This is a genomic window from Flammeovirga sp. OC4, from assembly GCF_000812565.1.
GTDB lineage: Bacteria > Bacteroidota > Bacteroidia > Cytophagales > Flammeovirgaceae > Flammeovirga.
Map to the genome: position 1 here is coordinate 137,685 of NZ_JTAM01000012.1, position 14,037 is coordinate 151,721.

Sequence of the window (14,037 nt, forward strand, 5' to 3'; positions counted from 1 at the left end):
TCTATTTAACGTCAGCTCCTTTCATTATATTTTTTAACTTCATCAACTTCTCAAATGCGAAGCTAGGTATAGTTTTCCTTAATAAGTTGACGTATTTTTCGTACCTGATCAATGAATTATAATACTCATCTACTTCAGGCGTATCCATTTTTTCTTTGACAATTTTCCAAGTCTCCATTTTAGAATCAACAGACCCTAAGTCAGACAATCCACCTGCAGCAAATTTTGCTACAAAGAGATCAACATGTTGAAATGGAGCACCTTCATACCATCTGTTAAAGATAAAATGAAAGTCTGCTGAAATATTCCATTTTTCCCATTCAAAAGGGAACTGAATTAAAAGGTCTCTTTTTACAAATAAAGCTTGGTGACTACAAACCATACCTTTCCAAAGTTGGTTAGGCCCCACTGCTTTTTTGATTTTGGTTAGGTGTTCGTACACTACTTCATGATTACCATACAATAGTTGTACAGCAGGTTGTAGCTGAGCAAACATTTGCGAGATAGTAGAATTCTCGTAGAAAGTGTCTCCAGCATTCATATAAATAACCCAATCTCCGGAAGCTAATCGGGCTCCTTTGTTCATTGCATCATATATGCCTTTATCCTTTTCAGAAACAACTACATGAATGTTTTCTTTGTATTTTTCAATGATTTCAGGAGTCTTGTCTTTGGAGGCTCCATCAACTACTATATACTCTAAATTGGGATAATCTTGTTGAATAACACTTTGTATTGTGTCTTCAATTTCATTTTCACAATTATATGAAATAGTGATCACGCTTATTTTAACCATAAATACAAAGATAATAATCAAAGAATATCTTTCTGAAAAATTGTATTATAAATTAAGTGTTGTTGGGTAATTGGAGTACTCAATGTAGTATTTTGATTCAATATGAATGACTTTAAAAAACGAAAAAAATACAACTATTAAGGATGTATCTTTTGACTTTTATCACAAAGGAGTAATTTTGCAGATCAATTTGCTTTTGGAAGCAATAAAAATCTTAATTAGAAAATGGAGCAACAAATTATAAATGGTATTGCCGAAGCAGTAAAGGCAATTTATGATGTAGAATTACCTACTTCCAGAATTGTATTACAACCTACAAAAAAAGAGTTTGAAGGTTCTTTGACTTTCGTGACTTTTTCATTGACAAAGCAATTGGGTAAAAATCCAGTACAAATTGGTGAGGAAATCGGAAAGTACTTAAAAGAAAATACGGAGGCAGTTGCCGATTATAATATTGTAAAAGGATTCTTAAACTTAGTCATCAGTAAAGGAGTTTGGGTAAATACTTTAGCGGAAATTGCTGAAGACAAAAATTATGGCCACTTACCAAGCAATGGTGAGAAGGTAATGGTAGAGTATTCTTCTCCAAATACAAATAAACCGCTTCACTTAGGTCACTTGAGAAATAACTTCTTGGGTCACTCAGTATCTTTGATTTTAGATGCCGCAGGATATGATGTGCAGAAAGTAAACCTTGTCAATGATAGAGGTATTCATATCTGTAAATCAATGTTGGCTTACACAAAGTTCGGGAAAGGTGAGGAACCTAGTGAAACGTTGAAAGGTGATAAATTGGTGGGTAACTACTATGTAGCTTTTGATAAGGCATACAAAGAAGAGATAGCACAATTAATTGAAGAAAAGCAATCGGACTATCCTTCTTTAGAAGGTGTTGAAGACTTAAAAGCATTGAAGAAGTCAATTGAGGCTAAAGGTGCTTCTAAGAAAAATAAGATTCCTTTAACAGACGAAGAGAAAGTTCAGATTAAAGATATTAAAGCATTATTTGAGTATGCAGAGAAAAATGCACCTCTTTTATTAGAGGCTCAAGAAATGTTGAGAAAGTGGGAGGCAGGAGACGAAGAGACTGTTGCCCTATGGAAAAAAATGAACGATTGGGTATACGCTGGTTTTGCTCAGTCCTATGAAATGATGGGTGTTGAATTCGATAATGTATATTATGAATCTCAAACTTATCTTTTAGGTAAAGACATCGTTCAGGAAGGTTTAGATAAAGGTGTTTTCTTTAAGAAGGAAAATGGTTCTGTTTGGATCGACCTCAAAGCAGAAAAACTAGATGAGAAGTTAGTGCTTAGAGGAGACGGTACTGCCGTTTATATGACTCAAGATATGGGTACTGCTGATTTGAAGTACAAAGATTTTGGAATGAATAAGTCTGTTTATGTAGTGGGTAACGAGCAAGATTACCACTTCAAAGTATTACAGGCTATCATGAAAAAAATGGGTCGTTCTTATGCTGATGGAATTTACCACTTATCATATGGTATGGTAGAATTGCCAGAAGGTAAAATGAAGTCTCGTGAGGGGACTGTAGTTGATGCAGATGATTTAATCCAAGAAATGATTGACACCGCTCAAGAAAGAACGGAAGAATCAGGTAAAATCGATGGATTTACTGCTGAGGAAGCAAAAGTATTATTTAAACAATTAGCACTTGGAGCACTTAAATATTACTTACTGAAAGTTGATCCTAAGAAAACAATGCTTTTCAATCCTAAGGAATCGATTGATTTCCAAGGTGATACAGGTGTTTATATTCAATATAATCATGCTAAAATACAAGCGTTATTGAGAAGAGCGGATAAAGATGGTATTGATTATTCTGTTGCAGCTTATAAAGGTTTGACAGAAATCTCAGAAGCAGAGGCTGATTTAGTGGCATTATTATCAAAACTGAACGATAAAATTGTTGAATCTGCAGATGCATATGCTCCATCAATTATTGCTAATTACGCTTTTGATGTGGCAAAACAATATTCTAAAGTGTATTCTGAATCACCTATTTTCAATGAAGAGGATGATCAGAAAAAGGCATTTAGAATTGCATTATCAAAACAATCATCTGATGCAATCAGAATTGCATTGAGCTTGATTGGTGTTCAATCTCCGTCAAGAATGTAATCTTAATTATAGATAACTTAAAAGGCTACTTTTTCATTGAGGAAGTAGCCTTTTATTGTTTAAGTATTTCTATGCAACCTACGCAGTAGTTGTAGGAATTGGCTTAGGCTTTTTATCATCATCTATAGAGACATAAACAAAAGTACCTTCTGTAACAAGGTAGTTATGAAGATCGGTATGTCCTTTTAATAATGGTTTAGCCCATACTTCTAAATGAATTTTTAAAGAAGTTCTACCTGTTTTTACCACTTCACCATATACGCATACAGCATCTCCAACGCTTACAGGTTTATGAAATGTCATACCATCTACGGCTACAGTTACAGTTCTTCCAAGTGCTGTTTCCTTTGCTAAAATTCCTCCCGCAATATCCATCTGGGACATAATCCATCCACCAAAAATATCTCCATTTGCATTGGTGTCAGCAGGCATAGCTAGTGTACGAAGTAATAGATCTCCCTTAGGAGTGTTATTGTCCAACATAATCAAAAAGTTTAGGTGTATATCTGCGAATATATGAATATTTATTTTCTGTTATCTTGAGTTTAAAAAATAAGATTTTAGTGTATTCTTTACAGGTAAAATATAATTATTTTAATAAGCGATTATTAGTGTTGTTGTAAGGTGTTGAAAATCTGATGATTACGATATAATCATTCTAAATAAAAAATTAATATAGATTTTTTAATATTTTAATGCATACTTCTAATATTTTTGGCTACCTTGCATATATATGAGTTGAGTTTCTTATTTATAACTATTTAAAATACGGTAGTTTCCAGTTTTGGATCGTTTTTCACATTTGATATTTCATCTCAATATTTGTTTTTTTTATTACCATTTTTATTTGTTGAAGATGAATATCTTTGTAGCAAAATTAAATTACAATACTCAAGAAGAAGCGTTAAGAGTATTATTTGAAAACTTTGGGGAAGTTTCCTCTGCTAAAGTAGTATACGATCGTGAAACAGAACGTTCAAAAGGATTTGGTTTCGTAGAGATGCCAAACGACGAAGAAGCGACAACTGCTATCGAAAATTTGAATGAATCAGAATTAGATGGCCGTACTATTGTAGTAAAACAAGCTCGTCCACGTGAGAACAACGGTGGTAACCGTGGTGGTGGATATGGCGGTGGTAACCGCGGTGGTGGTTACGGCGGCGGCGGCTATGGCGGCGGCGGTTACAATAGAGGTGGTGGAAGATACTAATTCTACAACATCTAAGTAATTATATCCGAAGGTCTAACAACTAAGATTGTTAGACCTTTTTCTTTTGCCCAAAGAATTTACTATCTTATTATTTACCCTTAATTATTTAGTGATTAAGTACACGGATACCCAAAAACAATCATGAAATGAAATTTAAAAAGATCATTCTATTTGTCTTATCTTTTTTTATCCTAGCCTTTATCTCCAAAGCACAGAATACCAGTATACCAAAAGAACAGTTGCAAATGTATAAGGAAATTCAAAGCCTTATTGTTGCAGACTCTATTTACAGAGACCTTTTAAGGCGTCAATTAAAAAAATTAGATTCACTTTCGAATAAAGGTGTCAAAAAGAAAGCAAAATTTCTAGTTAAAGGAAAGCCTGTAATTCCATTTGAAGATACCTTATTTTATGTCCATAGAAGAAATAATATATCGGCCCTTCAAAGAGCAAAAGTACTTTCAGATTCCATAGTGGAGATTGCTGAAAACACACTTTACTTAATTGATTCAGTTGAATTACAAATTTTTGATACCAATTATCAATTGGTTTATCAAGAGATTGTACTTCATACTATAGATTCTATTGATGCTTCTTTAAGTTCAATGTCTACAATTGAGTTGGCAAAATTTCGTCAAGAACAAATCAATCATGCATTAAGGGATAAGATCAATTATCAAGGGCAAGTATCAGGTATTATCGCTTTGATTGGGTTAGTGATTTTACTGATCCTAATTGTTGTCATCAATAGAGTTTACAAGGTGACAATGATTAAGGTGATTAGAGATGAAAAAGGTTGGTTTAGAAGCAAAACAGTCAAAAATGTGAGGATCTTGACAGAAGAAAACCAAATTTTGATTGCAAGGTATATTTTGGCAGGAATCCGAATTACACTCATTGTAATTTTAGTTTCTCTATATCTACCAATTGTTGGTCGTTTTTCACCTCCTTTACGTGATTTTTCAGATGAGGTTTTTGGCTATATCATAGATCCTTTTGTAGAGATTATTTACGCTATAATTGCCTATACACCAAGCCTTTTAAAAATCATCGTTATTATTCTAGTTTTTCATTTTACGATCAGAATAATTAAAACATTTGCTAAAGCGATTGCTGAGGAACGGTTAAAAATACATGGTTTTTATCCAGATTGGGTACCGCCTACTATGAAAATCATCAAGTTCGTGCTTTATACTTTTATGGTCATTATGATCTTTCCACTATTACCGGGTGCCGAATCTCAAGAGTTTAGAGGCATTTCTGTATTTGTGGGTGTTTTACTCTCAATAGGTTCCACCTCAGTGATTACAAATGCTATAAGTGGAATTGTGATTACATATATGCGGAGGTTTAAGATTGGAGATTGGATTAAAATTAATGATGTAATGGGAGAGGTGGTAGAGCGTTCATTGTTTGTGACTCGTTTGAAATCTTCCAAAAATGAAATAATAACCATTCCCAATAGTAAAATATCAGAATCGAATACTATTAATTATTCTCAACCCATTAATCGATATAAATTAATAATTCACACTACCGTTACCATTGGATATGATGTGCCGTGGAGAAAAGTACATGCTATGTTGAAAGAAGCTGCAGAAATGACTGATGGGTTAATCGCAGGTGAAATTCCCTATGTGTTACAAACCTCTTTAGATGATTATTATGTAAGCTATCAACTCAATGCACATACTAGGCAACCTCAGAAAATTCCAAGAATCTATTCTAAATTACATCAAAACATACAAGATATATTTGCTAGAGAAAAAGTGGAAATAATGTCTCCACATTATAGAGCAAATAGGGAGGATAATGAAATCACAATACCTGACTTTAAATTAATGAAAGATGATGAGGTTTCTGAACCAAAAAATAATGAAAAAGATTTAGGCAAGGATAACGACAAATAGAGAAGATGCTACATCATAATTGATGGTTTCAAAAACTTTTGTCATTTTCGTCCTATGAATTTATGGTTGAAATTTTTCAAACTTCTTTACAAAGTGTTTTTTGTAGGTAGTGCTGTATTGCACCAGAAATTTTTTATAAAGAGACATTTAATTCCTCAGTTAAAACCTTTTTTTGAGAATTCTGATCACACATTAACAGCTACTGATTATAAAAAAATCACAAGATATTATGGATTGATAGTACCCGCTATTTTAGGAGAATTAATATGTTTTCTTCGAAAAGAGAAAATGACCTTTGAGGAACGGAAATATAGTACTTATCAATGTAGTTTGACAGGCTTAGTAGATGATTTTTTTGATATTCAGGAATATACTTTAGATGAAGTTAGACAAATGGTGTCTTTTGAAAAACCTCCCATTAATTCTTCTGAAAAGTTATCAGAATTTTTACATCGTGAGAGTGTACACTTTTATAATACAAGGGAAGGTTACCTTAAAAGTCTTGATGATGTTTTGTGTGTTCAAGAAGATAGTAGACAACAATTTCATCAAGGGGTGTTGAATAAGGAACAATTACTTGACTTAACTATACGAAAAGGGGGAGAATCGTTTCTTTATTTTATTCGTCTTTATCTTAAGAAAGTTACTCCTCAGGATGATGACTTTTTCTATTTACTAGGCGGAATAACCCAGTTTAGTAATGATATTTTTGACCTTTATGAAGATTTACAAGAAAATGTAGATACATTACTCACAACTTCAACATCAATCAAGGAAGTAAAGAATTTATATTATAGCTTAATTAGGCAACTTTTTGAAAAGTCGACTGATACTTCATTCCAGAAAATAGGGTCATTTTTAGAGTTTTATAGTATAGGAGTATTCAACAGGTGTGTCATTTGTTTAGATCAATATGAATCTTTACAGAAGTCTTCACCTTCTGGTATATTTCAACCAAAATTGTACAGCAGGAGTGATTTGATATGTGATATGGAAAAGCCGTCAAATTTGATAAGGTCTTTTACTATAGACATAAAAAAAGAGATCAATTATTCATCAATCTCTTCAAAGTAATTATATTTTCAGGATGAAGGTTAAATCTGTTTTTTAAGCAGTACTTAACTATTCTTAATCATAGGAATGGACAAAACAGTTACAGCAGAAACCATAACAGCAACAAGTGATGCCATAATAACACCGAGTTCAGTATTAGCATTAATGGCTGTTTGAATTACTCCAATATCTAAAATTAGAAAAACAGTAGGTACGATAAATAGCAAAAACTTTTTCATGATGATTGTTGTTTTAAGTGTGTGTTATTTAGTGTATTATATAATTTAATACGTATTTAATAGGCTGTTAGATAATGACATTAACATTTGATATAAATCTTTCACTTATTAAAAAAATAATCACTTGATTCTTGATTTTTCATATAATAAATTGTGAAAAATTTGAATAATCGATGTTAACAAGAAGACCACGCCGTAATAGAAAGTCAGCCGGTATTCGTCAAATGGTTCAAGAAACTTTATTGACAGTAGATGACTTCATTTTCCCTTTATTTATGATTGAAGGAGAAAATAAAAAAGAAGAGATACCATCAATGCCTGGTATTTATAGATATACGTTAGATCATTTATTGGTCGAAATTGGAGAGTGTATAGATTTAGGTATCAAATCATTCTGCCTTTTCCCTTCATTAGGAGAGGATAAGAAAGATAGTATGGCAACTGAAGGAAGCAATCCAGAAGGTTTGTATCAAGTTGCTTTATCTACAATCAAAGAAAAATACCCTGACGCTGTCTTAATGACAGATGTAGCAATGGACCCTTACAGTTCTGATGGTCATGATGGAATTGTTAGAGATGGCAAAATCATTAACGATGAAACTTTAGAGGTTTTAGGCAAAATGGCGTTGGCACAAGCGAAGGCAGGTGCAGACATCATTGGTCCTTCAGATATGATGGATGGTAGAATTGGGTATATTCGTGAAGTATTAGATGATAATGGATATACAGATGTTTCTATTATGTCTTATTCTGCAAAATACGCTTCTGCTTTTTATGGTCCATTCCGAGATGCTTTAGATTCAGCACCTAAATTTGGTGATAAAAAGACTTACCAAATGGATCCGGCCAATGTAAAAGAAGCATTAATTGAAGCCGAACTTGATTTTGTAGAAGGAGCTGACTTCTTAATGGTTAAGCCTGCATTGTCTTACTTAGATATAATCAAAACGTTATCTGATAATTTTGATATTCCAATCACAGCCTATAACGTTTCAGGAGAGTATGCAATGCTTAAAGCTGCAGCTCAAAACGGGTGGTTAGAAAATGATAAAACAATGATGGAGATGCTATTGAGTATCAAAAGGGCAGGAGCAAGTGCTATTTTAACTTACTTTGCTAAAGAAGCCGCTGTACTTTTGAGAAAATAGACTTTCTATAAGTTATTTTTAAAGCTTTCTATTAGACAATTGTAAATTGCTAGTAGAAAGCTTTTTATTTTTCAAGGTTTAAAACATACTAATTAGATGCATTATTCGATAAAAATTAACGAGTCACACCAATATTTTCTTTCCATTCAACTTGTCTTTAATGCGGATGAAGAGCAAATGCTAATCAAACTACCTTTGTGGCGTCCCGGTAGGTATCAAGTTCAGAATTTTGCAAAGAATATTAGAAGTTTAAATACTTCGAAAGGGAAAATAAAAGTAAATGGTAGAAATGAATGGTTACTTTCAGACGTAAAAAAAGGAGAGCAGGTCACCATATCGTATGATTATTATGCTAGGCATCAAGATGCAGGAGGTACATGGGTAAGTGAACATTTTTGTCTGATTAATTTTATTGGATGTGCATTGGTTCCTGCGTCACAGTTAAAGAATAAAATTGACGTTGAACTCCTTTTTGATAAGGCTTTCAAAATAGCGTCATCAGCTAAAGTAGAAAATGGAATCTTTACTTTTGAAGACTTTGAAGAATTAACCGAAACTCCAATTCTTTTAGGTAAACAACTTCATCACGGTAGTTTTATTGAACACGAAGTTACTCATCACATTTGGTTACAAGGAGATATTACCCCTGATTGGGAAAAAATAATCAAAGATTTTAAGGCATTCACTAAAGTACAATTAGAGATTTTCGGCTCTTTTCCTCATAAAGAATTTCACTATCTCTGCATTCTTCCAATTTTTAAACATTATCATGGTGTTGAACACCATAAAAATACTGTCGTTACATTAGGACCTTCAAATGATTTTCATCAGGAAGATTTTTACAATAATCTTTTGGGTGTGAGTTCACATGAACTATTTCACGTATGGAACATCAAGCAAATAAGACCTAAAGAGTTATTACCTTATGACTTATTTAAAGAAAGCTATTTTGATACGGGTTATGTAGCAGAAGGGGTGACGACTTACTATGGTGATGCTTGTTTGTACAGAGCGGAGGTGTTCAGTGAAAGTCAATATAAGAAAGAACTGAATACATTATTAGATAGGCATTTTGAAAATCAAGGAAGGTTTGTAAAATCTGTCAGTGATTCCTCATTGGAATTATGGGTAGATGGATATGAAAAAGGTATCCCTTCAAGAAAAACATCTATTTATGTAAAAGGTGCGTTAGTAGCCCTAATGCTAGATAGTGAGATTCAAAGAATGACAAATAAGGAGAAAAGTTTAGATGATGTAATGTTTTTATTCAACCAGCAATATGGTGGACAAAAGAAAGGTTATACCTCAAAAGACTTTCAGGAAATAGTTCAGCAAGTTTGTGGTGAGGATATGGAACGTTTTTTCTCTGATTATGTTTATGGAACAAAATCACTTGAACTTCAGTTAAAAAAATGCTTAGAGTTTTTAGGTTGGAAAGTTGAACAGACAAATGCTCAAAGTAAATGGATGAGTGATTTTGGGATTAAATTATCCTCTACTGGAGAAGTTGTAGATATAGCATATAATAACAATGAAGACATTCAAGTAGGAGATGTTTTTAAATATTGTGAACAACAAAAAGTGACATCTTGGGAAAATGTCTTGATGAATAAAGAAAAAATAGATATTTATTTAGAAAGAGATGGACAAATACTTGCAAAACAGTTGGTTGCAAAGAAAAAAATGTATTATTCGAAGTTAAGTATAATTTAATATACTTATCTTTGAAGGATAATGTTAAAGCACGATTTTGGAATTTTAAATAAATACTGATAGCTGTTGCTTCTCTATTTAAATTTTTATGTAAAAACTCAATTTCATTTCAAACTGACATGAAAAATTTACTCTTAATTTTTTTATTTCTTACTTCAACCGCTGTTTTCTCTCAAGAAAAAAATCCTATAGAACTTTTCTTTAAAAATGCTGAAAAATTCAGAATTGCTAAAGATTATCATAGGGCTATTGTGGAGTATGAACAAGCTATATCTTTGTCGGATACTGTCGCAAAAGTACACTATTGGAAAGGTGTATGTAATCTAATGATTAAAGACACCACAAGGGCTCTTCAAGATTGGCAAAAAGTAATTGCATTGGACAATAATTATTTGCCAGTATACCCAGCTCTTTCGAAGGTATATCAGAATCAGAAGAAATATTCTCAATATAAAAAATATGTTGATGTATGGTTGAAGGTGGAGAAAGATCCACTAAAAAGAATAAATCTTTGTGTAGAGACTGCAAATTTCTTTTTCTACCAAGACCGTTTTCAGGACGCTAGAATTTACTCTCAAAATGCACTTAGCATTGCACCTGACCATGTAGAGTCACTTTACTTAGATGCTCAAATCACAAACAATCTTGGAAAATACAGTGAATCTATAACGACGATTGATAAGATTTTGAGTCAATTTGCTGCTAATGCACCAATTAATCAAACGGCAAAATACTATTATGAAAAAGGCATGGCTTATTATTTACAAGAGGACTATAAGAATGCAATGCCAATTTTAAGTAAGGCAGATGTAGGGCCTTATAAGCCATTTATAACAAAGCTAAAACCAGATTATTTCTTTGCAGTAGCCTCAGCTTTGGAAGATATTTATAATTTTGATCAAGCTAAAACGATGTTGGAAAAGGCAATGAAAGTTGATCCTACTTATATTAAAGCGAATATATTGTTGGCAGACATTATTGTAAAAGAAGAGCATCATCATAAAGGAATTCATTTGTTTGAACTTGGTCTAAAAGATTACAAAGGGTTTGATAAACTTTATTTAAAAGCTTATGACCAATTTATCGATATTCTTATTTGTGCTAAGAAATATGAGAAGGCTTTAAAATACGCAGATGAGTGTTTGGCAAACTTTCAAGGTGCGAGAAACATTTTATATTATAAACTTGTTGCTCAATATAAATTGGGTAAAAGAGAAGAGGCTATTAACACAGGAGTTAATTTGTTGAGTAATTCGAACGTATCACCTCAAGAGTTTGTGAAATATAGCCTATTGATGGGATATGTATATAACAATCAGGATTTACAAAAGTGTATTCAATCTTTTCAAGATGCACGTAAAGGACCTTATTTCCCTGCTGCTACTTATTCTATAGAATTTTTTAGTACTGAAAAAAATAATGGTGCTCAAATGTAGGAAACACTTATAAGATATAAAATATTAATGCCTTGTCCATTACAGCTCCATTAGGGACTGTAATGGACAAGGCATTTTTATTATTAATGATTATTAAAACAAAAAACAGCTCTTTGAAATTAATTCCTTGTTAAAATTTAAGATTTATGTCAACTTGTCTGATAAAATGATGATATATTTGTACATCAGAATTGATCTAAACTACAATGTGTGTACTATTTATTCATCTTTTCATTTCATGGAAATTATTTATCATCAAAATATCTCTTTCAATAACAATTTTTTAAGACACATCTTAAGTTCCTGATGTGTTATTACAGATAAGCAGTTGAACGAATAAAATTGGAAGGTTTGGATTTTCTTTTCAGTCTACTCTTCGTTAGAATATCATCACGTAGCTGCGGCTATGGTTATCCAACTTACCCTAATTTCAAATGTACAACAGCTTAGTTAAGCTCTTAATATTATCTGGTTTTTATAATGCATAATCGAAAATGACAACCTGTAATAATTTGTTACAACTCATTTCTTTATTTTCTTCGATTATTTGGCTAATTAGAAATTATAAAGATTCTTATTAAGAATACTAATTAACAGTAGATATAACCTGTTATTTATTTTTTTGATGTCTAGTTGTGTAAAGACATTATCTAACAACAAACAATTATTTACGATACAAGATTATATTAAAATGCCTAAATTTAATTTACTGAGAAAAGTTGACAGAAATATATCAAACGACAATACATTTGATAAAATGAAGGAATTTGAATCACTTTCTAATTCTATTAATTCCTTAATGAGAAAAAAGAAAAATATTGAGAATTTTTTAGAAGACCCAGAGTCATTTAATAGTGTCTCACTTCATATACTAGGAGATCACAAATTAGGATTCCAAGAGGAGCTAAACTCACATGATATAATTGGTGTATTGTCGAATAAGTTAGAGAGTATTGAGGAAGAATTATCATTAGAGAAAAATAAGCTCAAGAATTTATTATAGTTCAATTGGTTTATTTTTCAGAGGTTTTAATATTTTATTTTAATTAATGTTGGGATAATAGTGTTTTTATCGATTTTATGGAGTAGGGGGCATAAAAAAACACTCACTAAATAAGATTTATATTCTTAATTTTAGTGAGTGTCATAATGTCTTAAAAAAAGATTTAAGATGTGTTGTCTATATATCAATTATGGAATTTATCCTGTTTTTTCAATCTTAAAAATCTTATGTTTTAATGTTTTCTCTTTTGCAGTAATAGGCGTTTTTTGACAATGCTCTTTATAATAGCTTACTCTTAATTTTAAGAATAACGGAATAAAATATAAAGATGATAGTATTAGAACTAACAACATTACATCATTGATAAAAGAACTTATACCTAATACAGATATAGTGAAAACACCAGAAAAGGCTAAAATCATTGAGCTTGCTGAAGCATGAGTAAGACCAGTTCTGATAAGAATGTGATGAATATGCTTTTTGTCAGGAGAAAAAGGAGACCTTCCTGATAAAATTCTTATTGTAAATACTCTTAAAGTATCAATAAACGGGTAGATGAAAAGAGCTATTGCTAAGCTAATAGGAGCATTTATCTTGTATGGATTTGTCAAATCAAGAGCAAAATCAATATTTACAAAAATGATTAGGGATATAGATAAAAAGAAACCTAAAAACAAAGAACCTGCATCTCCCATAAATATTTGAGCTTTACCCCAATTATAGTATAAAAAGCCTAAACAAGCGCCAGTCATCGAGAACATCGCTAATGAAATAGTAATTTCGTCCACTAGATAGAACCAAATTCCTAAGCTAAATGTTATGAAGGTAGCAATACTGCCTGATAAACCATTGATACCATCAATTAAATTAAAGGCATTTGTAAGGCTAATAATGACAAATATTGACAACCCGTAGGAAATTAAAAGTGGTAGCTCAGTATCTGGGTAAAGGGTATAAAGTGAGCTAATGCGAACATCACCAAGTACTACTACAATAAATGTAGCAAGAAATTGTATGATTAGTTTATTCCTTGGGCTCAAAGGAAGCATATCGTCCCTGGTACCCATAAAAAGCATGAGTATTAAACCAAAGAAAAGGAAGTTAAGATTTAGGGAAGATGTATCTTCTCCCCATAGGCAAAATGATAGGGTAAATCCAAGGAATATTCCTACTCCTCCCATCGCAGGTATAAGTCCAGTGTGAATTTTTCTGCCACCTGGAGAATCCATTAGACGGCTTTTGATAATTACTTTTCGGACTTCGGGTACAGCGATTAAAGATATAGTAAGAGACGTTAATAAGGATAAAAGTAATATGAGCATAATTTATTTATTTAGTATATCATCTTTTCAGCAAGCATTATATAGTTACCCCACTAGTTCGGACT

At 32.0% G+C, this 14,037-nt stretch carries 12 protein-coding genes; 8 read left to right on the forward strand and 4 right to left on the reverse strand.

All coding sequences use genetic code 11. The annotated features are described in order from the left end of the window. Position 1: 1 nt before the first annotated feature. On the reverse strand, positions 2-796 hold the full coding sequence (locus PL77_RS30460) for a glycosyltransferase family 2 protein (RefSeq protein WP_052444324.1): 795 nt from the start codon (positions 794-796) through the stop codon (positions 2-4). 225 nt (positions 797-1,021) lie between these two features. On the opposite strand from PL77_RS30460, the gene PL77_RS11170 reads away from it, so the two are divergent. Continuing rightward, positions 1,022-2,938 carry an arginine--tRNA ligase gene (locus tag PL77_RS11170; RefSeq protein WP_044204888.1) on the forward strand — a complete coding sequence of 639 codons (1,917 nt, stop codon included), beginning with the start codon at positions 1,022-1,024 and terminating at the stop codon, positions 2,936-2,938. Positions 2,939-3,016: 78 nt separating this feature from the next. Here PL77_RS11170 and yciA read toward each other — a convergent pair whose 3' ends face one another. Continuing rightward, positions 3,017-3,421, reverse strand: a complete 405-nt coding sequence (yciA, locus tag PL77_RS11175) for an acyl-CoA thioester hydrolase YciA (protein ID WP_044204890.1) — start codon at positions 3,419-3,421, stop codon at positions 3,017-3,019. Positions 3,422-3,794: 373 nt separating this feature from the next. Between yciA and PL77_RS11180 the strand changes: the two genes are divergently transcribed. The 3 genes from PL77_RS11180 (at position 3,795) to PL77_RS11190 (ending at position 7,132) form a co-directional block, all read left to right on the forward strand. Next, a complete protein-coding gene (locus PL77_RS11180; protein WP_044204893.1) occupies positions 3,795-4,148 on the forward strand; it encodes an RNA-binding protein in 354 nt (117 codons plus the stop codon). A 146-nt stretch (positions 4,149-4,294) separates the two neighbouring features. Beyond that, on the forward strand, positions 4,295-6,058 hold the full coding sequence (locus PL77_RS11185; RefSeq protein WP_052444325.1) for a mechanosensitive ion channel family protein: 1,764 nt from the start codon (positions 4,295-4,297) through the stop codon (positions 6,056-6,058). Between the two features lie 66 nt (positions 6,059-6,124). After that, entirely contained in the window at positions 6,125-7,132 is a 1,008-nt protein-coding gene (locus PL77_RS11190; protein ID WP_156152324.1) for a hypothetical protein, read from the forward strand. 44 nt (positions 7,133-7,176) lie between these two features. Here the strand turns inward: PL77_RS11190 and PL77_RS31755 are convergent, their stop codons facing one another. Continuing rightward, the gene (locus tag PL77_RS31755) at positions 7,177-7,350 is read right to left on the reverse strand and encodes a hypothetical protein (RefSeq protein WP_156152325.1); all 174 of its coding nucleotides are present in this window, start codon (positions 7,348-7,350) and stop codon (positions 7,177-7,179) included. A 173-nt stretch (positions 7,351-7,523) separates the two neighbouring features. Here PL77_RS31755 and hemB point away from each other — a divergent pair, with 173 nt between their 5' ends. The 4 genes from hemB to PL77_RS11210 all read left to right on the forward strand — a co-directional run bounded on the left by hemB (position 7,524) and on the right by PL77_RS11210 (position 12,650). Further along, positions 7,524-8,498 carry a porphobilinogen synthase gene (hemB, locus tag PL77_RS11195; RefSeq protein ID WP_044204898.1) on the forward strand — a complete coding sequence of 325 codons (975 nt, stop codon included), beginning with the start codon at positions 7,524-7,526 and terminating at the stop codon, positions 8,496-8,498. 96 nt (positions 8,499-8,594) lie between these two features. Further along, complete coding sequence (locus PL77_RS11200; RefSeq protein ID WP_052444326.1) at positions 8,595-10,211, forward strand: M61 family metallopeptidase; 1,617 nt, start codon at positions 8,595-8,597, stop codon at positions 10,209-10,211. Between the two features lie 119 nt (positions 10,212-10,330). Then, on the forward strand, positions 10,331-11,647 hold the full coding sequence (locus PL77_RS11205; protein WP_044204902.1) for a hypothetical protein: 1,317 nt from the start codon (positions 10,331-10,333) through the stop codon (positions 11,645-11,647). A gap of 691 nt (positions 11,648-12,338) precedes the next feature. After that, positions 12,339-12,650: a hypothetical protein gene (locus PL77_RS11210; RefSeq protein WP_044204905.1), complete on the forward strand. Its 312-nt coding sequence runs from the start codon at positions 12,339-12,341 to the stop codon at positions 12,648-12,650. Between the two features lie 197 nt (positions 12,651-12,847). Here PL77_RS11210 and PL77_RS11215 read toward each other — a convergent pair whose 3' ends face one another. Next, positions 12,848-13,879, reverse strand: a complete 1,032-nt coding sequence (locus PL77_RS11215) for an MraY family glycosyltransferase (protein ID WP_052444327.1) — start codon at positions 13,877-13,879, stop codon at positions 12,848-12,850. Positions 13,880-14,037 lie beyond the last annotated feature (158 nt).